This window comes from Mycobacterium sp. MS1601 (assembly GCF_001984215.1).
GTDB lineage: Bacteria > Actinomycetota > Actinomycetes > Mycobacteriales > Mycobacteriaceae > Mycobacterium.
The window spans coordinates 556,985-579,555 of the sequence record NZ_CP019420.1 but is presented as its reverse complement, the minus strand read 5'-3'; the positions used below and the strand labels follow the sequence as shown (position 1 = coordinate 579,555).

The 22,571-nt window shown below is 65.0% G+C and carries 22 protein-coding genes, 1 pseudogene and 1 riboswitch; of the genes and pseudogenes, 14 read left to right on the top strand and 9 right to left on the bottom strand.

Going from position 1 to position 22,571, the window contains the following annotated elements; all coding sequences use genetic code 11:
* Position 1: 1 nt before the first annotated feature.
* Positions 2-958, bottom strand: coding sequence for a cobalamin biosynthesis protein (locus BVC93_RS02740; RefSeq protein WP_236950217.1), 957 nt, complete (start codon positions 956-958; stop codon positions 2-4).
* A 24-nt stretch (positions 959-982) separates the two neighbouring features.
* On the opposite strand from BVC93_RS02740, the pseudogene BVC93_RS02735 reads away from it, so the two are divergent.
* Positions 983-1,069: pseudogene (locus BVC93_RS02735) on the top strand (bifunctional adenosylcobinamide kinase/adenosylcobinamide-phosphate guanylyltransferase); the annotation flags it as partial.
* A gap of 16 nt (positions 1,070-1,085) precedes the next feature.
* Here BVC93_RS02735 and cobT read toward each other — a convergent pair.
* Genes cobT through BVC93_RS02715 form a run of 4 tightly spaced genes read right to left on the bottom strand, consistent with a single transcriptional unit; the run spans position 1,086 to position 7,112 of the window.
* Entirely contained in the window at positions 1,086-2,129 is a 1,044-nt protein-coding gene (gene cobT, locus BVC93_RS02730; protein WP_083735839.1) for a nicotinate-nucleotide--dimethylbenzimidazole phosphoribosyltransferase, read from the bottom strand.
* On the bottom strand, positions 2,126-4,534 hold the full coding sequence (locus BVC93_RS02725; RefSeq protein WP_083735838.1) for a cobyrinate a,c-diamide synthase: 2,409 nt from the start codon (positions 4,532-4,534) through the stop codon (positions 2,126-2,128). Before BVC93_RS02725 ends, cobT begins: the two co-directional genes overlap by 4 nt.
* Positions 4,528-5,142: a cob(I)yrinic acid a,c-diamide adenosyltransferase gene (gene cobO / locus BVC93_RS02720; protein ID WP_083735837.1), complete on the bottom strand. Its 615-nt coding sequence runs from the start codon at positions 5,140-5,142 to the stop codon at positions 4,528-4,530. The genes BVC93_RS02725 and cobO overlap by 7 nt, the downstream gene beginning before the upstream one ends.
* A complete protein-coding gene (locus BVC93_RS02715) occupies positions 5,142-7,112 on the bottom strand; it encodes a VWA domain-containing protein (protein WP_083735836.1) in 1,971 nt (656 codons plus the stop codon). The genes cobO and BVC93_RS02715 overlap by 1 nt, the downstream gene beginning before the upstream one ends.
* Before the next feature lie 38 nt (positions 7,113-7,150).
* A riboswitch (cobalamin riboswitch) is annotated at positions 7,151-7,315 on the bottom strand.
* Positions 7,316-7,335: 20 nt separating this feature from the next.
* Here BVC93_RS02715 and cbiE point away from each other — a divergent pair.
* The 3 genes from cbiE (at position 7,336) to BVC93_RS02700 (ending at position 11,071) form a co-directional block, all read left to right on the top strand.
* Complete coding sequence (cbiE, locus tag BVC93_RS02710) at positions 7,336-8,541, top strand: precorrin-6y C5,15-methyltransferase (decarboxylating) subunit CbiE (protein WP_083735835.1); 1,206 nt, start codon at positions 7,336-7,338, stop codon at positions 8,539-8,541.
* A gap of 194 nt (positions 8,542-8,735) precedes the next feature.
* Positions 8,736-10,253: a glycerol kinase GlpK gene (gene glpK, locus BVC93_RS02705; protein ID WP_083735834.1), complete on the top strand. Its 1,518-nt coding sequence runs from the start codon at positions 8,736-8,738 to the stop codon at positions 10,251-10,253.
* Between the two features lie 68 nt (positions 10,254-10,321).
* Positions 10,322-11,071, top strand: a complete 750-nt coding sequence (locus BVC93_RS02700; RefSeq protein ID WP_083740742.1) for a 5'-methylthioadenosine/adenosylhomocysteine nucleosidase — start codon at positions 10,322-10,324, stop codon at positions 11,069-11,071.
* 45 nt (positions 11,072-11,116) lie between these two features.
* Here BVC93_RS02700 and BVC93_RS02695 read toward each other — a convergent pair whose 3' ends face one another.
* Positions 11,117-11,515: a GlcG/HbpS family heme-binding protein gene (locus BVC93_RS02695; RefSeq protein WP_083735832.1), complete on the bottom strand. Its 399-nt coding sequence runs from the start codon at positions 11,513-11,515 to the stop codon at positions 11,117-11,119.
* A 315-nt stretch (positions 11,516-11,830) separates the two neighbouring features.
* Here BVC93_RS02695 and BVC93_RS02690 point away from each other — a divergent pair, with 315 nt between their 5' ends.
* The 4 genes from BVC93_RS02690 to BVC93_RS02680 are packed head-to-tail and all read left to right on the top strand — an operon-like array spanning position 11,831 to position 13,729.
* Positions 11,831-12,550: an MIP/aquaporin family protein gene (locus tag BVC93_RS02690; RefSeq protein WP_083735831.1), complete on the top strand. Its 720-nt coding sequence runs from the start codon at positions 11,831-11,833 to the stop codon at positions 12,548-12,550.
* Positions 12,550-12,717, top strand: a complete 168-nt coding sequence (locus BVC93_RS32930; RefSeq protein ID WP_157516748.1) for a hypothetical protein — start codon at positions 12,550-12,552, stop codon at positions 12,715-12,717. The genes BVC93_RS02690 and BVC93_RS32930 overlap by 1 nt, the downstream gene beginning before the upstream one ends.
* Complete coding sequence (locus tag BVC93_RS02685) at positions 12,702-13,295, top strand: cob(I)yrinic acid a,c-diamide adenosyltransferase (RefSeq protein ID WP_083735830.1); 594 nt, start codon at positions 12,702-12,704, stop codon at positions 13,293-13,295. Before BVC93_RS32930 ends, BVC93_RS02685 begins: the two co-directional genes overlap by 16 nt.
* Positions 13,295-13,729, top strand: a complete 435-nt coding sequence (locus BVC93_RS02680; protein WP_192860169.1) for an OsmC family peroxiredoxin — start codon at positions 13,295-13,297, stop codon at positions 13,727-13,729. The genes BVC93_RS02685 and BVC93_RS02680 overlap by 1 nt, the downstream gene beginning before the upstream one ends.
* A gap of 23 nt (positions 13,730-13,752) precedes the next feature.
* Here the strand turns inward: BVC93_RS02680 and cobA are convergent, their stop codons facing one another.
* The 3 genes from cobA to BVC93_RS02665 all read right to left on the bottom strand — a co-directional run bounded on the left by cobA (position 13,753) and on the right by BVC93_RS02665 (position 16,660).
* Positions 13,753-14,916 carry a uroporphyrinogen-III C-methyltransferase gene (gene cobA, locus BVC93_RS02675; protein WP_197687526.1) on the bottom strand — a complete coding sequence of 388 codons (1,164 nt, stop codon included), beginning with the start codon at positions 14,914-14,916 and terminating at the stop codon, positions 13,753-13,755.
* A gap of 102 nt (positions 14,917-15,018) precedes the next feature.
* Positions 15,019-15,675 carry a LuxR C-terminal-related transcriptional regulator gene (locus tag BVC93_RS02670; RefSeq protein WP_192860168.1) on the bottom strand — a complete coding sequence of 219 codons (657 nt, stop codon included), beginning with the start codon at positions 15,673-15,675 and terminating at the stop codon, positions 15,019-15,021.
* A 235-nt stretch (positions 15,676-15,910) separates the two neighbouring features.
* The gene (locus tag BVC93_RS02665) at positions 15,911-16,660 is read right to left on the bottom strand and encodes a (2Fe-2S)-binding protein (protein ID WP_083735825.1); all 750 of its coding nucleotides are present in this window, start codon (positions 16,658-16,660) and stop codon (positions 15,911-15,913) included.
* Between the two features lie 352 nt (positions 16,661-17,012).
* Between BVC93_RS02665 and BVC93_RS02660 the strand changes: the two genes are divergently transcribed.
* From BVC93_RS02660 to BVC93_RS02635, 6 genes are read left to right on the top strand one after another with little or no spacing between them, the layout of a single operon-like run.
* Entirely contained in the window at positions 17,013-17,441 is a 429-nt protein-coding gene (locus tag BVC93_RS02660; protein ID WP_083735824.1) for a diol dehydratase small subunit, read from the top strand.
* 10 nt (positions 17,442-17,451) lie between these two features.
* Entirely contained in the window at positions 17,452-19,164 is a 1,713-nt protein-coding gene (locus BVC93_RS02655) for a propanediol/glycerol family dehydratase large subunit (protein ID WP_083735823.1), read from the top strand.
* 2 nt (positions 19,165-19,166) lie between these two features.
* Positions 19,167-19,757 carry a propanediol/glycerol family dehydratase medium subunit gene (locus BVC93_RS02650; protein WP_269466572.1) on the top strand — a complete coding sequence of 197 codons (591 nt, stop codon included), beginning with the start codon at positions 19,167-19,169 and terminating at the stop codon, positions 19,755-19,757.
* A 45-nt stretch (positions 19,758-19,802) separates the two neighbouring features.
* Entirely contained in the window at positions 19,803-21,695 is a 1,893-nt protein-coding gene (locus BVC93_RS02645) for a diol dehydratase reactivase subunit alpha (RefSeq protein ID WP_157517167.1), read from the top strand.
* On the top strand, positions 21,688-22,056 hold the full coding sequence (locus BVC93_RS02640; protein ID WP_083735820.1) for a glycerol dehydratase reactivase beta/small subunit family protein: 369 nt from the start codon (positions 21,688-21,690) through the stop codon (positions 22,054-22,056). The genes BVC93_RS02645 and BVC93_RS02640 overlap by 8 nt, the downstream gene beginning before the upstream one ends.
* A complete protein-coding gene (locus tag BVC93_RS02635; RefSeq protein ID WP_083735819.1) occupies positions 22,053-22,466 on the top strand; it encodes a hypothetical protein in 414 nt (137 codons plus the stop codon). Before BVC93_RS02640 ends, BVC93_RS02635 begins: the two co-directional genes overlap by 4 nt.
* Positions 22,467-22,571: the final 105 nt, after the last annotated feature.

The following is a 22,571-nucleotide window of genomic DNA, read 5'->3' as shown; positions in this document are numbered from 1 at the left end:
GTCAACCCACAGACCGGCGCGCTACCAACATGCGCGCTGTCGCGGGCAGGAGGGCGGCGGTGACTGCGGCAGCCCAGCCCACCCGGCGGGCGAGCCGGGTGGTGCGCGGAACGTCGCTTGGCACCGGAGCTCGCCCATCGCCCATCAGGGCGCGGTGCTCAGTGCGATTGCCGTAGTAGGTGTTGGTGCCGCCGAGCCGGATCCCCAGTGCCCCAGCGAAACTGGCCTCGACAACCCCGGCGTTCGGACTGGGATGGCCGTCGGCGTCACGGAGCCACGCACGTAGTGCTCCGCGTGGATCCGGAGCCAGGACGGTCGTGATCAGACCGGCGCAGCGAGCACCGGGGAAGCCGAGTAAGTCATCGAATCGGGCAGCGGCCCAACCGAACCGCTCGTAGCGCTGGTTGTGATGGCCCACCATCGCGTCCAGGGTGTTGGCGGCCCGGTGCGCAACCAGCCCGGGCACCCCGGCAACCGCGCCCCAGAAGTAGGACGTGACCACCGCGTCGCTGGTGTTCTCGGCCACCGACTCGACCACCGCACGGGCCACTTCGTCCGGAGTCAGAGCGGAGGTGTCGCGGCCGACCAGGTTACGCAACTGCTGCCGGGCGCCGTCGAGGTCGCCGGCCTCGAGCAATCGGTGTACCGCCAGCGCTTCACGTTCGAGTGAGCGGCCGCCGAGCACCGCCCAGGTGGTCACCGTGGTCACCAATACCTGTGCCGCGGGATGACGAGCGTAGCGTTCCGCGGCGACCGCCATCGCAGTGGCGGTGCCGATCAACAACACCTCGTATGCGAGGCCACGGGCGTTACTGTCGGCGTACATGCGCTTTTCCAGTGCTGAAGCGACACGACCGAATCCGGCCACGGGATGACCCCTGCGGGGGTCACCGAGCAGACGGTCGGTGGTGTGGCCGAGGATCAGGCCCACCGCCCGCCACGTCATTGGGTTGGGCATCTGACTTTCCCTGCGATGATCGGCGACCTGCTCGGCACCGTGAACCGGCGGGTGGCCGCAGTGTGCGATGACGTGCACCTGGTCATTGCCGGCCGCGTGCTGAAACTCTGAGCCGCTCAACCCGAGCTCACCCCGGCATCAGATCCGTCAGCAGCGCGGTGTCCCGCATCGCGGCCACCGCGCCACGCAACACCGGTATCGCAGCCACCGCACCGGAGCCTTCTCCGAGTCGTAGACCGAGATCCAACAGCGGGGACAAGCCGAGTTTGTCCAACGCAAGGCTCTGGGCCGGTTCGGTCGAGCGGTGCCCCGCGGCGAACCACGCCGCCGCACCCGGGTTCATCCGGTCGGCGGTCAATGCACACGCCACCGCCATCAACCCGTCGAGCAGCACGGGGACACCCGAACGTGCCGCTGCGGCAAGATATCCCGTGGACGCCGCCAGATCGGCGCTACCGAGTGCGGCCAAAGTCTGGACGGCGTCGGCGGCACGGTCACCGACCCGATTCAGCGCGGTCTGGATCACCTGAGCCTTGTGCTGCAATGCCGCATCGTCGATACCGCTGCCCCGTCCCACCACCTCGTCGGCCGGCAGCCCGAGTCCGGCGGCCACCATGGCGGCCGCGGGCGTGGTGTTGCCGATACCCAGATCGCCGCTGATCAGCAGTTGCGCGCCGGCGGCGATCTCCTGTGCGGCCACCTCGGCGCCTGCCGCCAGTGCGGCGCGCGTCTGCTCCTCGGTCAACGCGTCCTCGAGATGAATGGCACCACTACAGCGCCGAATCTTGTAGGCCTGCAGCCTCTTGCGAGTCTCGGCAGGCAGGTCGGCAAAATCGTCGTCGACGCCGAGGTCCAGCACACGCACGTCGACCCCGTGTGCAGCGGCCAGGGAGTTGACGCCCAGTTTCCGGATCAGGGCCGCGCGGACGGTTGCGGCGGTGATCGACGACGGGAAGGCGGACACGCCGTGTGCGGCGACGCCGTGATCGCCGGCGAAGATCACCAGGCGTACGTTGTCCAGCTGTTGCGGCGGGACGGCATTCTGGGTGGCACACACCCACACCGCGATCTCACCGAGTTGGCCAAGTGCGCCGGGCGGGGTGGCCAGGCTGGCCAGGCGGGTTCGCGCGGCGATGGCGACGTCGGGCGAGGGCGGGGCGATGCGACTCATGGATTCTCCTGGGAAATGGGCAGGGGCCGCTGGACTACCCGGTCGAAGGCGGCCAGCAGTCGATCGGTGGTGGGCTGATCCCGCACGGCGATGCGGATCCAATCGGCGTCCAGACCGGGGAAGGTGTCGGCGCGCCGTACGGCCATACCGGTGGCACGCAGAGCGGGGTGTACACCGTGACCCACCTGTGCCAGCACAAACGGTGCCTCCCCGGGAACCACCCGGACACCCCGTTGCTGCAGTCCATCAACAAGGTGAGTGTGCCAGTGCCACAACTGTTCTGCACGACGTTGGGCTTCCCGCGCGGCGCGGTCGTCCGAGCACGCCACCATGGCTGCGATCGCAGGCGTCGACACCGACCACGGCACCTGCCGCAGCGCCGCTTCGGTGATCAGGTCAGGGTCACCCAGCAGGTATCCGGCCCGGATCCCGGGAATCGACCAGTGCTTGGTGAGGCTGCGGGTCACCAGCAGCCCCGGTGTCCGCTCGTCGGCCATCGTGTGCGGCTGTCCGGGGACAGCGTCCATGAACGCCTCGTCCACCACCAGCACCCGGCCCGGGCGCAGCAGCGCACGAAGGGTCTGCGCCGGGTGCAGCACGCCGGTGGGATTGGTGGGATTGCCGATGATCACCAGATCGGCGTTATCGGGCACCATGTCGGGGTGTAGGGCGAAATCGTCATCGGCAGAGCACAACACCGAGGTGACGGTGTGCCCGGCCTGTTCCAGTGCCAGGTGAGGTTCGGTGAACTGCGGGTGCACCATCACTGGGTGGCGCCACGGGCGCAGTCCGGCGATCAGGAAGAACGCCTCGGCGGCACCGGCGGTCGGCAGCACCTCCTCGACCGGGCGGCGGTGCCGCGCTCCCAACACCGAACGGGCCTGCGTCGCATCGGGATAGGCGCCGGCGGCGTCGACCGCGTGGTGCAGCGCCTCATCCAGCCAGGTCGGCCGCGGACCTGCGTAGACGTTGACGGCGAAGTCGAGCAGGCCCGAAGCCACCTCCGCGTCGCCGTGGTGACGCAAATCCCGCGGCGGTGGGGCGGCCGCGTAGTCGTGGGCGGCGTCGGCGAACCGCTGCGCCAACTGCGGATGGCCCGCCCAGTGAATGTGCAGATACGACGCGTGGAGGGTCGGTCCGGCAAAGCCTTCCGCCCCGGATGGGAGAACCCAAGCGGAGCAGCCGGTTTCAGGAGCTGCCTCGGGCGTGACCCGGGTGCGGTGGAACTCGTGCCCGGTGATCTGCTCACCTGTTCTGCCCAGCAGCGAGTCGCCGGCCGACGTCGCGATGCGGTAACCCAGCGTCAACTTCGGTGTCATCGCGGCGGTCGCGTCCACCGCGCCGATTGCCGGAACGTCCTCCAGGGTGCGGCACAGATACGTCAGTCCCGCGCACTCGGCGACGGTGGGCACCCCGGCCGCGATGGCGTCGCGGAGTTCGGCCATCAACGCGTCATTGGCCGCGAGGTCTGCGACGTGCACCTCGGGGAAACCGCCGCCGAGGTAGATGCCCGCCGTGCCGGGCGGCAGCGTCGCATCACTCAACGGGTCGAACTCGACCACCGCACAGCCGGCGGCGGTCAACAACTCCTCGGTCTCGGCATAACGGAAGGTGAACGCCCGCCCGCCGGCCAGCGCTATCACCGGCCGGTTGTCTGTGCGGGCCACCACCTCGGCAGCGGGGTTCCAGCCGGTGGCCTTCAACGCCGGTGCCTGCCGAGCGATGTCGAGTACGGCCTCGAGATCGACGTGTTGTTCGATCACCTCGCGCAGCCGCTGCAGCGTGGTTGCCGACTCGGCCCGTTCGGCGGCCGGGACCAGACCGAGGTGGCGTGACGGCATCTCGACCCCGGCATCGCGGGGTAGCACACCCAGCACCGGAATGCCCCGGTCTGTCAGGGCATTACGCACCTCGTCGGCGTGCCGGTCGGTGCGCGCCTTGTTCAGTATCACGCCGGCGATCTGCACCCTCGGGTCGAAGTGCGCCAGTCCGGTGACCACGGCGGCGTGGGTGCGCGACGCGTGCGAGATGTCGACGACGAGGACCACTGGCGTCGAAGTCAACGCCGCCACGTGTGCGGTGGACGATTCGCCGTCGGTGCCCAGGCGACCGTCGAACAGTCCCATCACGCCCTCGATCACGGCCACGTCGGCGCCGGAAGCTCCGTGGACCAGTAGTGGCGCGATCCGGTTCTCGCCCACCATGAACGGGTCGAGGTTGCGGCCGGGCCTGCCGGTGGCCATGGCGTGATAGCCGGGGTCGATGTAGTCCGGGCCGACCTTGTGACCGCTGACCACCAGCCCACGCGCGGACAGGGCCGCCATCAGACCGGTGGCGACGGTGGTTTTGCCGTGTCCGGACGCGGGCGCCGCGACGACGAAGCGCGGCAGACGATGAGTCACCATTCGATACCGCGCTGACCCTTCTGGCCCAGGTCCATCGGGTGTTTGACCTTGCCCATCTCGGTTACCAGGTCGGCGATCTCGATCAGTTTCGGATCAGCCCGGCGACCGGTGATGACGACGTGCTGGCGGCCGGGACGATTGGCCAGAGTCTGCACCACGTCGTCGATGTCCACCCAGCCCCAGTTGATCGGATAGGTGAACTCGTCGAGAACATAGAGCTCGTGGGTTTCGGCGGCCAGCCTGCTCTTGATCTCCGCCCAGCCCTCGGCGGCGGCCACGGCGTGATCTTCCTCGGTGCCCGGTTTACGCGTCCAGGACCAGCCCGAGCCCATCTTGTGCCATTCGACCGGCCCGCCCTCGCCGGTCTGTTCATGCAGGGTGCCGAGGCGTTCGAGCACGGTCTGCTCGCCGATACGCCACTTTGCCGATTTCACGAACTGGAACACCCCGATACGGAAACCCTGGTTCCAGCCCCGAATCGCCAATCCGAAAGCGGCGGTGGACTTTCCCTTGCCGTCGCCGGTATGCACCATGAGCAGCGGCCGGTTGCGGCGCTGGCGTGTGGTCAACCGGTCGTCGGGCACCGTCAGCGGTTGTCCCTGAGGCATCAGGCCGCTCCCTGCACGATGTCGGTCAGCACCTGCGCGTTGAGCTCGGTCAGCGCGACGTACTCGGCGGCCATGTGCTCGGCCAGCGTGCGCGCCAATCCCATACGCATACGGCCGGTTTCGCAGTCGACGACGATGGCGCTGACACCCTGGGCGGCCAGCATCTGCGCGGCTTGGCGGGACCGGCCCACCGGGTCGGGTCCGGCAGTGGCGCGGCCGTCGGTGACCACCACCAGCAGCGGACGCCGGCTGGGATCACGCAGCCGCTCGCGGCGCACCACGTCGGCGGCCTGCAACAGTCCTTCGGCCAGGGGGGTGCGCCCACCGGCGGGCAGATCCTCCAGCCGTCGCGCGGCGATGTCCACCGATCCGGTGACCGGCAGCGCCACCTCGGCGCCGGCGTCACGAAAGGTCACCAGGCCCACCCGGTCTCGGCGCCGGTAGGCGTCCAACAGCAACGACAGTATCGCGGTCTTGACGTGGCGCATCCGTTCACGGGCCGCCATGGAGCCGGACATGTCCACCACGAACAACACCAGGTTTGATTCTCGACCCTCCCGCACGGCGCGGCGCAGATCCTGACTCTGCAGCTGGAGCCGCCCCGCGGTACGGCCACGGGCGATCTGGTGCGGTGCGGCGGCGCGAACGGTCTCGACCAGATGGATGCCGTGGCCGTCACCGTCGACCCGGGTGGCACCGACCCGGCGCCCGGCGGCGGTGCGGGCCCGGCTGCGTCGACCGGACTGCCCCTCGCCGACACCGTCGACGGTGAACAGCTTGGCCCGGTAGGGCTCGCCCGCGCCGACCGGGGCGGGGATGCCCGATGACGGTGTGGTGCCAGTGTTGCCACCGGGCGGGGAGACGTCCTCGGGCGGGTTCTCGCCGCCGCCGTCATCGTCGGGTCCGTCCGGGTCCGGGTCCGGGTCGGTGTCGGAGGTTTCCGGAGGCAGCACGTCGTCGAGGGCCTGCTTGTCGAGTCCGGGTGCGTCGAACGGGTTGCGCCGCCGTCGGTGCGGCAGGGCCAGGCGCGCGGCCACCCTGATGTCCTCGATGGTGATGTGTTCGCGGCCCTGCCAGGCCGCGTGGGCAGCGGCGGTGCGGGCGGTGACGATATCGGCGCGCAGCCCGTCGACCTCGAACGCAGCGCATACTTCGGTAACCTTCAGCAGCATCTCGTCGGAGAGCTGCACGCGGGCCACCACATCCTGGGCGCGCTGGATGCGCAACTTCAACCGCTGCTGGGCCTCGGCGTAGCGGGCCCGGAACCCCTGGGAGTCGGTGTCGAATGCCAGCCGGCGTCGCACCACCTCGGCGCGCAGGACGGGATCACGTGGGGCGGCGACCTCGACGGTGAGACCGAAGCGGTCCAACAGCTGCGGCCGAAGTTCGCCCTCTTCGGGGTTCATGGTGCCGACGAGCACGAATCTAGCTGCGTGAGTTACGGATACACCGTCGCGCTCCACCGACAACCGCCCCATGGCCGCAGCATCGAGGAGCAGATCGACCAGGTGGTCGTGCAGCAGGTTCACCTCGTCGACATAGAGGATGCCGCGGTGGGCGGCAGCCAGCAGCCCCGGCTCGAAATCGATGGCGCCGTCGGACAGTGCGCGCTCGAGGTGGATGGATCCGGCCACCCGGTCTTCGGTGGCACCCACCGGCAGCTCGACCAGACGTACCGGTCGGGTCTCGATCAGGTGTCCGGGGTCGAACGGGCCGTCGGGAGATGTCGCATCGGGGTCGGCAGGTTCGCAGGAGAAGCGGTCGCCTGAGTAGACCTCGATGGGCGGGAGCACCTCGACGAGCGCACGGACCAATGTCGATTTGGCGGTGCCTTTCTGCCCGCGCACCAGAACTCCGCCGATGGCCGGAGACACTGTGGTCAGCAGCAATGCCAGGGCCATGTCGTCGAGCCCGCCTTGGGCGTCGGGGTCGGCGCCCAGTACGGCGGAAAACGGATAAAGCTGCAGCATGAGGCACTCCGCTCACGTTTCGGCCACTTGTTGTGGGCTCATGCGAGGCCGGTCTTCGGACTCACCGCGTCCCGATCCTGAACCAGGACGGGCGCGGATAACCGCAGCGGGCCTGTGCCGGACTCTCACCGGGCTTCCCAGATTCTCCCCGAAAGCCGTCCGCGCCGTTTCCGACGCGGGGGCACACGGGGCACCTCGCGGTACTCACGCTAGCATCGCGCCCGTGCCGATCGCTGACGTGCGTCTCACTGTGGTTGGTATTGGTGCCGACGGATGGGCCGGGCTCGGTGACAACGCCCGGTCTTTGCTCATCGGTGCCGATACCGTTGTCGGTGCGCCTCGACACCTCGGTCTGTTGCCCGAGGTAGATGGTCAGCAACGGTTGACCTTGCCGCGACCGCTACTGGCCGGGTTGACCGCCCTGCTGGAAAATCTGTCCGGCCGGGTCGTGGTATTGGCCTCGGGTGATCCACTGGTCAGTGGTATCGCGACCACATTGATCAACAAGCTCGGGACGGATCGGGTGACGGTGGTACCGCACGTCTCTTCGGTGGCGTTGGCCCGGGCACGTCTTGGCTGGTCAGCGGAATCGGTGTCGGTGATCAGCGTCGTGGGCCGCGATGTGAGCGCGGTACTGCGCGAGTGCGCTCCCGGTATGCACCTACTGGTCTTGTCTTCTGACGAGCACACTCCAGGGGAACTCGCCGACCTACTGCAACGTCTGGGCTACGGCAACAGCCGGATGGTGATCCTGTCGGATCTGGGCGGTACAGCCGAATCCCGCATCGAGACCACGGCACAGCAGTTCGTCGGTGCGGTGCCGCGACTGAACATTGTTGCGCTCGAGATCGCTGGACCACTCCGGAGTGGCTGGGCCACAGGGCTTCCCGACGAACTGTTCGACAACGACGGTCAGCTCACCAAACGAGATCTGCGCGCGGCGGCCTTGGCGCGTCTGGCTCCGGTGCCCGGCCAGTTGCTCTGGGACGTCGGCGCGGGAGCGGGTTCGGTCGGTATCGAGTGGATGCGAGCCCACCCGAGCTGCCGCACGATCGCGGTGGAAGCCGACGCCGACCGTGCCCGGCGCATCGTCGGTAACGCACACTCGCTGGGGGTTCCCACACTACGCGTCGTGAACGGCTCAGCTCCAAACGTATTGGCCGACCTCGAAGAGCCGGACGCCATCTTCGTCGGGGGTGGCGCCACTCGACCGGGGGTCCTGGACGAATGCATGAGCAGGTTGAGTTCCGGCGGTCGCCTGGTGATTCACGGTGTCACGCTGGAAACCGAGATGCTGTTGGGTGCCGCCTACCTGCGACACGGCGGCGAACTCACCAGGATTCACATCGAACGCGCCGCGCCGGTGGGGACGTTTGTGGGGTGGACGCCGGCTCGGGCGGTGACCCAGTGGGCGTGGGTCAAGAACTGAATCGATCACCGGCTTCTGTGGTGTCGGAACGGCCGCGCAGGCTGGCACCGCAAGGGTAATCTGCTGAAATGGTGTGGACCGAGCCCGATGCCGGCTCGCGCGTTGCCTGAAATTTCCTCGCGGCGAAGCGGTTCGCTCCTTGTTGTCACACACGATTCCCAGCGACGAGGCGGGGAACAGGACAAAGGAAGATCATGGCTGAGTTCGTCATATCCGTTGATCAAGGCACTACAAGCACTCGAGCCATGGTCTTCGACCACAGCGGCGCCGAGGTTGGACGGCATCAGCTCGAACACGAGCAGATTCTGCCGCAGGCCGGCTGGGTGGAACACAATCCAGTGGAGATCTGGGAACGCACCGCTTCGGTGCTGGCCTCGGTGCTCAACAAGACGAAGCTCCAACCCACGGACCTTGCCGCGGTCGGTATCACCAATCAGCGTGAGACAGCGATGGTTTGGAACAAGCGTACCGGCAGGCACTACTACAACGCCATCGTCTGGCAGGACACCCGCACCGACCGCATCGCTTCGGCGCTGGATCGAGATGGACGCGGCGACGTCATCAGGCAGAAGGCCGGCCTTCCGCCCGCCACCTACTTTTCTGGCGGCAAGGTGCAGTGGATCCTGGAGAATGTCGACGGCGTCCGCGAGGCTGCCGAGCGCGGTGAGGCCATCTTCGGCACCAGCGACAGCTGGGTGGTCTGGAATCTCACCGGCGGACCGCGTGGCGGCGTGCACGTCACGGATGTGACGAATGCAAGCCGCACCATGTTGATGAACCTGGAGACCTTGGACTGGGACGACGAGCTGTTGTCCTTCTTCGGTATTCCGCGCCAGATGCTACCCAAAATCGTGCCTTCGTCGTCGTCACAGCCGTACGGGGTGACATTGGACAATGGCCCGTTGGGCGGTGAAGTGCCAGTCACCGGCATTCTCGGTGACCAGCAGGCCGCCATGGTGGGCCAGGTCTGCCTGGCACCGGGGGAGGCCAAAAACACCTATGGCACCGGCAATTTCCTGCTGTTGAACACCGGTGAGAAGATCGTGCGATCCAACAACGGATTGCTCACCACCGTGTGCTACCAGTTTGATTCCGCCAAGCCGGTGTACGCACTGGAAGGCTCTATCGCCGTCACAGGTTCGGCCATCCAGTGGCTGCGCGACCAACTCGGGATCATCAGCGGTGCGGCACAGAGTGAATCGCTGGCTCGACAGGTCGACGACAACGGCGGAGTTTACTTCGTGCCTGCCTTCTCCGGTCTGTTTGCACCCTACTGGCGTTCGGATGCTCGCGGTGCCATCGTCGGGCTTTCGCGTTACAACACCAATGCGCACGTCGCCCGTGCAGCACTGGAGGCGATCTGTTACCAGAGCCGGGATGTGGTGGATGCCATGGAAGCCGATTCCGGTGTGCATCTGGAGGTGCTGAAGGTCGACGGCGGCATCACCGGCAACAGCCTGTGTATGCAGATCCAATCCGATGTTCTGGGAGTGGACGTGGTCAAGCCGGTAGTAGCCGAGACCACCGCTCTCGGAGCCGCCTACGCCGCAGGGTTGGCGGTGGGGTTCTGGCGCAATCCCGATGACCTGCGGGACAACTGGCGCGAGGACCGTCGCTGGTCGACGTCGTGGAGCGATGAGCAGCGGGAACAGGGTTACGCTGGTTGGCAGAAAGCAGTCTCGCGCACCCTGGACTGGGTAGACGTTCAGTGACGGATCAGTTCCGGCCACTGCCGTCACAGGCGAGGGTTGGTGGTGACGTCGACGAGGGCACAAAAGCCATCGGGGTCATCTGCGCCATTCCCGAAGAACTGGCGCACCTGCGCGACATCCTGCAGGACGCCATCAGCACCGTCGCGGGACCGATGGTTTTCCATCGCGGTCTGCTGGACGGGTACCGGGTGGTGTTGGTCGGAGCGGGTATGGGCAAGGTCAACGCTGCTGCGGTCACGGCGCTGTTGATCCACGGTTTCGGTTGTACCGACATCGTGTTGTCCGGGGTTGCTGGTGGGCTGGATCCGGATCTGGCTATCGGCGATATCGTCATCGCAGACAAGGTCATTCAGCATGACTGTGGTCGCATCGAGGACACCGAGCTGGTGAACTATCAGCCCGGTCACGTGTCGTTCATAAACCCCACCGATGAACTCGGCTACGTGGTGGATCCAGCGCTGCTGGCGCGGGTCCGTGAGCGTGTCCGCGCAGCTGACATGCCGGCGGTCCCGACAGCTGCGGGCGGACGCGGGGGACCACCGCACATTGCATTCGGCACGATCTTGACTGGTGATCAGTACATTCACTGCGAGGACACGCGCACGGATCTGTTCCGGCGTTTCACCGCCAAGGCGGTGGAGATGGAAGGCGGCGCGGTAGCTCAGGTATGTTCCGCATTCGGCGTTCCGTGGCTGGTGATTCGGGCACTGTCAGATCTGGCCGGCCGGGACTCGTCGTTTGATTTCCCGATGTTCGTCGACAGCGCGGCAGCCACCAGTGCCGCTGTGCTGCGCACTATCCTGCCTGTTCTGCGCTGAGGCTGTGCCGCTGTCCATCTGGAGATGGACAGCGGCATCAGCAGCTCAGAGCGCGGCGACGCCGGCTTCTGCCACCGAGATGTCCTGCTCCACGCTGCCGGCGCTGACACCGATGGCTCCGATCACCTCGCCGTCGACCTCCAGCAGGAGGCCACCGCCGAAGATCACCATGCCACCGGAGGTGTGCTCGAGCCCGTAGAGTTCGGCGCCAGGCTGCACCAACGGCATCAGTGCACTGGTAGGCAGGTTCATCAGGATCGAGGTCCGCGCTTTGCGGATGGAGATGTCGATACTGGCCTTGATCGCACCGTCCATCCGCACGAATGCGACCAGATGACCTCCGGCGTCGACGACGGCAATGTTCATCGGCTGTCCGATCTCCTTCGCCTTCTCGGAGGCGGCCTGGATCACGGCAGTCGCTACGGGCAGAGTGATCGCACTCATTGATGTGCCTTTCGAATCAAGTTTGCTGCAAGAAGTTTGACGCTGTGCAGTCATGGCCTCGGCCGGCAACGATGATACGGGCGGAGTCCACCCAAGGTTGTCAACTGCTCTGGGTCGTGGCGAGAAACTGCCACAGGCCTATCCGAAACCTCTCCGGTTGGTGAGGATCTCTTGCGGTATGGGTGAGTAACTGGGCTGAAGACGCGAAGAAAGCCGCTCGCGGACGTCCACTGAGACCACACTAATGCGGCGCGTTCGGCTGAACTACCGGACCGGCGACTGGATTTGAATGGACCCTTGAGAGAGGTTGCGCCAGTGTCGAACATCGACATCTTCATTTGGGAGTTCCTGGGCACTGCGGTGCTGTGTCTCCTCGGAAACGGTTCTGTGGCGGCAGTGGTGCTGAAGAACTCCTATTCGCACGGCGGTGGTGGTGACTGGTTGATCATCGTCCTGGGTTGGGGCTTCGGTGTTTTCGCCGGCGCCAGCGTCGCCGCCCCGGCCGGTGGACACATCAACCCTGCGGTGACATTCGCGGTGGCGATCCAGGGGGGTGTGCCCTGGTCGACCGTTCCCGTCTACTGGGCTGCGCAGCTCCTGGGCGGCATAGTAGGCGCCACCCTGTGCTGGATGGCATTCAAACTCCAGTTCGACGAGATGGACGACAACTCCGGCACCCGCGGAATCTTCTGCACCTCGCCCGCGATCAAGGGCACCCCGTGGAACATGGCTACCGAGATCATCGCCACCTTCGTGCTGATCATCTGGATCTTCACCACCCCGGCAGCCAACAGCACTCTCGGGTTCGCCGCAGTGGCGTTTGTCGTCATCACCATCGGCTTCGCCCTGGGCGGGCCGACCGGCTACGCCATCAACCCAGCTCGTGACCTCGGACCGCGCATCGCGTACTGGCTGTTGCCGATCAAAGGAAAAGCCGGACCAGATTGGGGCTACTCCTGGGTGCCGGTGGTCGCGCCGTTGATCGGTGCTGCCCTGGCCTCAGGTCTGGCACTCATCCTGCCGGCAGTGGCCTGATGACCGTGCAGACGCTGTTCGGTGCGCTCTTTCTCGCAGCTATCGGTGTGCGTGCTCTGGCCGGGCACCGACACACAGGCCGCAGGATCATTCATCCTGAGCGGGTGTCCGCTCTGGCCGCCAAGACGTGGAGCGGAAGAGGGGACTACGCATGGCCGTTCATCTGACCAGGATCTACACCCGCACCGGGGACAAGGGCACCACCGCGCTGGGAGACATGTCGCGGGTGGCCAAATCCGATGTGCGGGTGGGAGCCTACGCTGATTGCGACGAGACCAACGCCGTGATCGGACTGGCCTTGGTGGCCGACGGCATGAGCGCGGCGGTCGCGGAGGTGCTCGCCATCGTCCAGAACGACCTTTTCGACGTCGGCGCCGATCTCTGTACACCGGTGGTGGAAGCCCCGGAGTACGAGCCGCTGAGGGTCACCGATGAACAGGTCTCGCGGCTGGAAGCCTGGTGCGACACGTTCAACGCAGACCTGCCGAAGCTCAGCAGTTTCATTCTGCCGGGCGGGACGGCAGCGGCAGCGCACCTACACCATGCTCGGACTGTGGCGCGGCGGGCCGAACGCAGCGCCTGGCTCCTGGCTGAGACCGCCCCCGTCAACGACAGTGCCCTGCGCTATCTGAACAGGCTCTCGGATCTGTTGTTCATCCTGGCTCGCCACGAGAATCCCGCAGGCGATGTCCTGTGGCGTCCCGGGGGCGAAAGGCAGCCCACCACAACAGAAACGAGACAATGATGAGCTCGCGCACATCGACGGTCGACTGGCACGGATCTCTGGTCGAAGGAAGTGGCACCGTCGAGCTGACGTCCTCTGGACAAGGCTCCTTCGAGTACTCGCTGGCCACCCGCGCATCTGTTGCAGCCACGGTGACCTCACCGGAGGAGCTCCTGGCCGCGGCCTATGCGTCCTGTTACGCCATGCAACTGGCTGCTCTGCTGGATTCTGCGCCGGACAAGGCGCCGCATCTTCATGTGGAAGTCGTGGTGACACAGGGTGGCCCCGATGTCGATTTCGGCATCATTGCCATCGAACTGGCGGTCGTAGGTCATGACGTGCCAGGCAGCGAGGCGGACTTCATTGCGACCGCTCGCGAGGCGTCGGCGAAATGCCCGGTGGGTCGGGCACTATCGGCGGTTCCCATCACCGTCGACGCCCGCGTAGCCCCCTGAGAGGGGGCTACAGCGCCCGGCGCCTATGCGGTGGTGTTCAGCTCTGTCCGGCCCAAGCTGGCCAGTCCGGGGATGAAACCCGCCACCGCTCCGATCACGGCGGTGGCAGGCGGCCCGATCTCTGCGGAGCGGGCCGCCGCGGCAATGGTACTCAGAGTGGCACGGACCTCACGTTGGCTGGGCATACTGCCGTCGGCGATCACTGCGGCCGGCGTACCGGTGTCCATGCCACCATCGATGAGCGCCTGCGCGATGGCATCCAGGTTGGCCATGGCCATCATCAAGACGATGGTGGTGTTGGTGCGTGCCAACGCCCCGTAGTTGATGGTGGACTCCGGGCTGTCAGGCGCGACGTGACCTGACACCACGGTGAAGCCCTGGGTGAGACCGCGGTGGGTCACCGGGATCATCGCTGAGGCGGGTGCCGCGATCGAGGAGCTGACGCCGGGTATCACATCGACGGGGATCCCTGCCCGGACACACTCATCGAGCTCTTCGCCGCCCCGGCCGAAAACGAAACCGTCACCGCCCTTCAGGCGTACGACGGTCTTGCCCTCCAGCGCGTGCCGGATCATCACGGCGTTGATCTCGCTTTGTTCCATGCGGCGGCCTCCAGGGATCTTGGAGGCATCCACCAAGGTGGCACGTGGGGCGTATGCGTTGATCACGCTCACTGGCGCCAGCCGGTCAACCACAATGACGTCGGCCTCGGCTATTGCGTCGCGACCCGCCACGGTCAGCAGGCCGGGGCTTCCGGGACCCCCGCCGACGAGAATGACACGACCCACCGTCGCTCGAGCTTCCAAGGTCGAGTACGAAAGAGGGGCAGGCTCTGTGGCCTCGCCGCTGATGCAGAAGACTCCGAGTTCGGCTGCTTCGCGACGAATTTCGTCGTCGCAGCTTCGAAAGCCGGTGTATGCAAACACGATTACTGCCGACTGAACATCACTGCGCGTGACACCGCGTTCGTGCAGGGTGATCAGACCTCGATCGGCCAGGTCCGAGAGGAACGGAGTGGGTGCCATGGCCACCACGGTCACCCGTGCGCCGGCGCCCACCAACTCGCTCGTCGTGGCCATTGCCGACCCGGTGGTTCCGGCTACCAACGCTGTTCGTCCTGCCATGGGCAGGTTCACTGTGATCGAACCGCGAACAGAGCTGTCCCGGCGGCGGGAGTTCAGGGTCATGCATTCTCACCTTCGTTTGGGGCCGTGCTGTGCCGCGGTCGAGATTTCCGCATCACCCGGCGCGCAGGTTCTCTGTAGGTGGCACTCAGATGCGCCCGCCTATCACCGAACCGATGCGGGGAAAAGGTATCCGACTGTACCGCTGCGACTTCCGGATCGGCGGCCACGCAGTGCGGCCGACACCAGGGCCGCGCGTTTGTGCACGCCGAACTTCTCCATGATGTTGTGTAGATGGAACTTCACTGTTGCCTCGGCGATGAAGAGCCGTTTGGCTATGGTCCTGTTGTCCAGACCCTCTGTCAGCAGAGCCAGCACCTCTTGCTCTCGACGCGTCAGCATACTGGTCTGATCGATCACGGGCTCGTGTTCTGCACAACGCAGTTCGGCAATCACCGATTCCGAACTCAAGGAGTCCAGGGTTGGTTTCCCCTCGATCACGCGCTGGATCGTGTTGAGTAGTTCGTGGGACGGCGATCTCCGGTGAATCAATCCGTCAACGCCGGCGCGTAGCAGTCCGACCGCCTGTCGTGTTGCGTCGGTGTCGTCGATGACGGCTATCACCTTGGCATCTGCAGGCCATTGTCCGAGGACTTGCGCAAGGGGATACTCACTGTCCACCCCCAACACGAGGAGGTCGAACTGCAGGTCCTGCAGATCGTCGAAGAGGCCGGGTCCCAGCCGTGACTCGGCCACCACCTGGACTCCCATGGCTTGAGACGCCACGTGAATGAGGCCATGCCGCAGCAGGTCGTCATTCACTGCGAAAACGGTTCGAACCGTGATCGCGCTGTGAAAAGGCGCTTCGGCGTAGGAGTCACGATGCGGCGTTGAGGGTGTAGGGCTGTTGAGATCCTGGCCCGCAAAAGAGTGTTGTGTTCGAGACCAACCCATGGTCGACTCCGTCCTTCAGGTCAGCGGGCGAATGATAGCGGCGAAAGCGCTGCAAGAACGTTGCATCGTGTTCGAAGCCACTGGATGCTCACGATGGCGGCTTTCACGAAGCCGTCAGGACGCAGTCGCCGCACAGCCCGGCGTGCGGTCCGGTGTAGAAGAGGCAACAGCTGCGCCTGTGGAACTGACTGTTATTGAAATATCCTGTGCCGTGCAGGTATTCGCTCTCAAGCAGGGCTGTGATCACCGCTCGACCACGCTGCTCGTATTCGGGATGACGCATCGCCAGTACGGTCACCGAACCGTTGGCAGAAGAGATCACGTTGCCTCGGGTCACCTTTTCGGAGAGTCCTGTCGCGTCTCGTATGGCACGGCCCATGGGCGCCAGAACCTCGTCGATGACCGACGCGGACATGGCGGCAGCTGCGGTGTCCACCTCCTTTGCCTCGGTGCAGCCCAAGCCCTGTACACCGAATTGCGGGCAATGATGCTCCGTGGAGCGCCACAAAAGGGATTCGGCTTTGAGCACAGGAACGGCGAATTCGCGGACCGCAGCGCCGATGAGCGGAGACAGCAGCCGCGCCGCGACACCAATGTGGAACGACGATGCCGCCATTCTGAGGGGAATGCGCTCTTCCGGGCAACCGGCCGAAGCGGCCACCGCTTTCCGCGTTCTACTCGCCATGTTGAGCAACGTATCCGGGTCTAGCAGCGCGTCCCAGCTCCGCCATCCGTTCCCCGCCACTTCGGAGAGAGAAAAATAATCCCCGAGGGAGGCGGTTCTTCGCAGTAATTCTGCTGCGTCGCGCTGCGTTCCCGGCGGGGAAACGGGGAGCCTTCCGGTGATTTCCATGGTGTTCGAAGATTAACCGCGTGAGTAGGAAATGCAAGAGCGAAGACACGATGACCCGAGGGACACCTCCTGGTGGCGACGGCTGCCCCGGAGCGGCCGAGGGGGCGGCCCCCGGCCACCGCAACAGCGTCCGGGCGGTCTCGACAGACATCCGAGAACAGGCGTTGTGTTTCGCGAATATGCATTCATCGGCCCGAACGTTCAGTGCCTGACCTGCCCAGATGGGTAGGTGGATACCTATGCAACGTTGGTGCAACGTGACCGGGGACACAATTGTGACGCGTGTAACGACCGTGCCCGCAACTGTGACGACGGGTGACTCAGGTCACCCCACACCTCTTGGAGCAGTGTAATGACGCAACCCGTCCTCGATCCCGCAGTGGACTATCCACTGAGTGTGAACCGTCGAGATTTGTTATTCACTCCCACCGGAAGATCGATTGACGACATCACCCTCGACGCGGTTGTATCGGGTGATATTCGTGCTGCGGATCTACGCATAACACCGGAAACTCTGCGTATGCAGGCGCAGGTTTCCGAGAAAGTCGGCAGGACTCAGCTCGGGGCCAATCTCCGGCGCGCAGCGGAAATGACTGCGATTAGCGACGAACGCGTTCTGGAGATCTACAACGCATTGCGACCGAATGCCTCGACAAAAGCGGAACTCGAAGCAATAGCCGAGGAACTCGAGACGCAATACAGCGCATCTCTCCTGGCTGATCTGGTTCGCGAAGCCGCCGACGTCTATGAGCGGCGCGATATTCTTTCCGAGGGTGAGTAGGAGAACAACAATGAGCGCAGAAGCAATTGAGAAGAGCGACGGAATCCGTCATTCCGCTCGAACCCTGATCCTGGAAGCCCGTCCGGTCAATCTCGACGGGTTCGTCGAGGAGTGGCCCGAAGTGGGCATGGTGGCGATGGACAGCCCGTTCGACCCCGAGCCCTCGGTCAAGGTGGAGAACGGCCTCATCGTCGAGATGGACGGCGTAGCTCGCGAGAACTTCGATTTCATCGACCAGTTCATCGCGGACAAGGCCTTGGATGTGGCGACCACCGAGCAGTCGATGGCGCTCTCCGCCCAGGAGATCGCCCGAATGATGGTGGACCCCAGCGTAACCCGCCAGGAAGTCATTGCCATCACCAAGGGTCTGACACCGGCCAAGCTGCTGGCGGTGTGCAAGACACTCAACATCGTCGAGATCATGATGGCGATGCAGAAGATGCGGGCGCGCCGCACTCCGGCCAACCAGGGGCACTGCACCAGCGCCAGGGACAATCCGCTGCAGGTGGCGTGTGACGCCGCCGAGGCCTCGATTCGGGGCTTCTCGGAGGTCGAAACCACCCTCGGTGTGGTCCGTTACGCTCCGCTGGTGGCCATGGCCCAGCAGATCGGGAGCCAGGTCGGTACCGGTGGTCCGCTGACCCAGTGCGCACTGGAGGAAGCCACCGAGCTGGATCTCGGGATGCGCGGCATCACCGGTTATGCCGAGACCATCTCGGTGTACGGCACAGAGCCGGTGTTCGTCGACGGTGATGACACCCCGTGGTCCAAGGCGTTCCTGGCTGCGGCCTACGCCTCGCGCGGTATCAAGATGCGCTTCACCTCCGGCACGGGTTCCGAGGTGCAGATGGGTAACGCCCAGGGTAAGTCCATGCTGTACTTGGAGATTCGCTGCATCTTGATCGCCAAGGGTGCCGGTGTACAAGGCCTGCAGAACGGTTCGATCTCGTGTATCGGCGTGCCCGGTGCAGTGCCGGCAGGTATCCGTGCGGTTGCCGCCGAGAATCTGGTGGCCTCCGCCGTGGACCTCGAATGTGCGTCGGGCAACGACCAGTCCTTCTCGCATTCCCCGATGCGCCGGACCGCCCGCCTGATGCCGCAGATGATGCCCGGAACCGACCTGGTGTGCTCGGGATTCTCTTCGATGCCGAACTACGACAACATGTTTGCGGGTTCGAATCTGGAGAGCGACGACTACGACGACTACAACACCATCCAGCGTGATCTGCAGATCGACGGAGGGTTGCGGCACGTCAAGGAGTCCGACATCCTGGCCGTCCGCAGTCGTGCCGGGAAGGCACTGCAAGCGGTGTTTCGCTATCTCGACCTGCCGCCGATTACCGACGCCGAGGTGGACGCTGCGGTGTACGCCAACGGCAGCAACGAGCTGATCCCGCGCGACGTCCTCGAAGACCTCAAGGGTGCCCAGCAGGTCATGGATCGCAATGTCACGGGTCTGGACCTGGTGAAGGCACTGGAGGCCACCGGGTTCGCCGATGTTGCCGAGAATCTGCTGTCGGTTCTGCGCCAACGTGTTTCAGGTGATCTGTTGCAGACTTCAGCGATCCTCACGCGGGAGCTCGTCCCACGCTCGGCGGTCAACGACGCCAACGACTACGCAGGACCCGACAGCGGGTACCGCCCGTCGGGTGAGCGCTGGGAAGAGATGAAACGGTTGCGCCACGTCACGAGCGCGTCGAATCCCGAGTTGGAGGTGGAATGATCATGGCAGTGAACACGATGGAAGCCCAGCGTTCGGTCACATTCAACGAGGTGGGCCCTGCCCAGCGCGGTAAGCGTCCCGACGAGGTGGTGATCGCAATCTCGCCCGCGTTCGGGAGTTTGTTCACCCAGACGATCGTCAATCTCCCTCACGCTGAAGTGATCCGGCAGATGCTGGCCGGCATCGAAGAACAGGAAGTGCACGCGCGCATCATCCGCTTCCAGAGCAGCGCCGACCTGGCATTGATGGCACACACGGCCGCCAAGCTCTCGGGTTCGGGGATCGGTATCGGCATCCTGGCCCGCGGCACGTCGATGATCCACCAGCGTGATCTGCCCCGGCTGTCCAGCCTGGAGCTGTTCCCACAGTGTCCCCTGTTGACGCTGGAGACCTACCGCAACATCGGTACGAATGCAGCGCAGTACGCCAAGGGCGAATCGCCGGAACCGGTACCCACTCTCAACGACCAGATGGCCCGGCCCCGGTGGCAGGCCAAGGCGGCGCTGTTGCACCTCAAGGAAACCGAGTTGGTGCGAAAGGGCGCCAAGACCGTCGAGGTGGTGCCGGAGTACTCCACGGCGGCAGCTGGTTAGTTGGGAAGTCGTCGTCAGCCAGAAGGAGCGCAATCGGTGAATGTGATGGTCGTCGGGGTCGACATCGGCAACTCGACCACGGAAGCCAGCTTGGCGGAGATCTCTCCGGACGGGGTGGTGACCTATCTGAGTTCGGCTTTGACGCGTACCACAGGCATCAAGGGTACGGTCAAGAATGTTGATGGCGTGGTCAAGTCGGTCACGTGGGCACTGGAGCGGGTTCACGCCACGCTGGCCGATCTCGATGTAGTTCTCCTCAACGAAGCCACTCCCGTCATCAGCGGGTTGGCCATGGAGACCATCACCGAGACCATCATCACCGAATCGACCATGATCGGTCATGATCCGCGTACGCCCGGTGGCCATGGACTCGGAGTCGGCGTCATCGTCGACTTCGAGTCGCTCACCGACATCGAGCCCGGTGTACCAGTTATTCCGTTGGTACCCAAAGGAATTGACTTCGCCGACACGGCCGCGGCCATCAACGCGGCCGTGTCGCGCGGGATCGACATCACCGGCGCCATACTCTGCAACGACGACGCTGTGCTGGTGTCCAACCGTCTTGAGGCCAAGATCCCGATCATCGACGAGGTGTCACGTATCGAGTCCGTGCCTCGCGGCATGATGGCAGCGGTGGAGGTGGCCGGTCCGGGTCAGTCCATCCGGACCCTGTCCAACGCGTACGGGCTGGCGACGATCTTCGAACTTGATCCCAATCAAACCCGAGTGGTTTCCCCCGTGGCGCGGGCGCTCACCGGAAACCGCTCGGCCGTCGTGGTCCGCACCCCCTCCGGTGACGTCGCCGATCGCACCATTCCCGCCGGATCTCTGGATCTCATCGGGGCCAAGAAGACTGCCAACATCGATGTTTCCCGCGGTGCCACCGAGATCATGGCTGCGGTGGAGCGGGTGAGTCCGCTTGTCGACGTGGCGGGGGAGTCCGGAACCAACACCGGCGGGATGATCGCCAATGTGCGCCAGAGCATGGCCGATCTCTCCCATCACGCGTTGGCAGATGTCCGGATCCAGGACCTGCTCGCCATCGACACCTTCGTTCCCCAGGAGGTCCGTGGCGGCGTGGCCGGTGAGGTGGCGTTGGAGAATGCCGTGGCCTTGGCGGCCATGGTGCGCACCAAGGAAAGCGGCATGAAGGTCGTCGCCGACGCGGTGACCGAAGGGTTGAGGTCGGCGGGCGCGGACCGGGTGCGGGTTGTCGTCGGAGGCATCGAAGCCGAGATGGCTGTGCTGGGGGCATTGACAACCCCGGGTTCAGACAAGCCCCTGGTGGTTCTCGACCTTGGCGGCGGTTCCACCGACGCCGCGGTCATCGAGCAGAACGGCGACGTGCTGGCCACCCACCTGGCCGGTGCCGGCGATCTGGTCACCAAACTCATCGACGCCGAACTCGGTTTGGGCAACCTGGAGCTGGCCGAGGAGATCAAGCGTTGCCCACTGGGCAAGGCGGAGAGTTTCTTTCACGTCAGGCTCGAGAACGGCACCGTTCAGTTCTTCGAGAAGCCGCTATCACCCACCGCATTCGCGCGGGTGGTGACGCTGTCGGAGTACGAAGGCGGGATGAACCCCATCCCGACCAGGCACTCGCTGGAACGGATCCGTGAGGTGCGCCGCACCGCCAAAGAGCGGGTGTTCGTCGTCAATGCCCTGCGGTCCCTGCGCAGTATCGCCCCGGCGGGCGATCTTCGACAGATCGGGTTCGTGGTGCTGCTCGGTGGGTGCGCCTTGGACTTCGAGATCCCGGAACTGATAGCCGACGCACTGGCGCCGTACGGAATAGTCTGCGGCACAGGCAATATCCGCGGAACCGAGGGTCCACGCAATGCGGTGGCCTCGGGACTTGTCGCTGCCCACGCCGCCGTGCACCTGGCGGGTGAGCACCCATCGGTTGACGTGTGCAGCGGAGTCGGTGCTCATGCTTGATGGCGGACAGCCTGAGAAACCGGCGATCCTGGTGATCAGTGCCCATGCCGGTCCCCTGGAGACTGAGGTGCTCGCCGGTATCGAGGAAGAGGGTGTTCCCTTCGTGGTAGACCGGCCGCGGGTTCTGCAGGGGGCTGTGGAGATGGCCGTGGCGGCAGCGGGTCGTTCGTCTCTGAGCGTCGGGGTGGGCATTGATGCGGACGGTCGAATATGCGTTCAGCACGACAAGCTCGTCGGCCCGCTCGAGGAGCTGTGTTCGGACGCGCACACACATCCGACCTGGGCCCGAATGTTCGGGCACAACGCGGCACGCATCGTCGTTGGCATTCCGCTGATCGAGATCGATGGGACCTCGCTGTGATCACGCACCACGCGCGCCGCAGGTCAACGGTGATCGAAGAAGTGGTGGTGCTCCAACAGCTCAACGAGTCGATCAAGGCTCAACAGGCATTCCTCAACAGCTGCGGCGATGCGACCTGGATCAGTGATGACGAGCGTCGGGCCATTCGGTGGCTGCTGTCGGCCCTCATAGACCATCGTCGCCGCGTGCGTACGGCAGCCCGCCTGTGGCGAACGTTGCAACCCGGGGAGCCGGCGCCACAGGATCTGCGTGACGAAACCGTTGAATTGCTCGACGAGAACCGCAGTTTCGGACCGTACATTGCGCAGTGGAGAGGAGTGGTGGTGGGCCAGGCCCGCGTTGAGCGCACCGATATGTGGCGCAGTATGCGCGAGTTGGCGGAGTCGAACCTGGGCTTGCCTCGCTGTTGAGTAACGCAAGCTCGCCGCTCGAAACGGCGAGCCCGCGTAGTGTGAGAACTCGAGAAGCTGCCCTGATTCGCGGCGATCACGTTGGTCGCCAAGTTCAATGAAAAG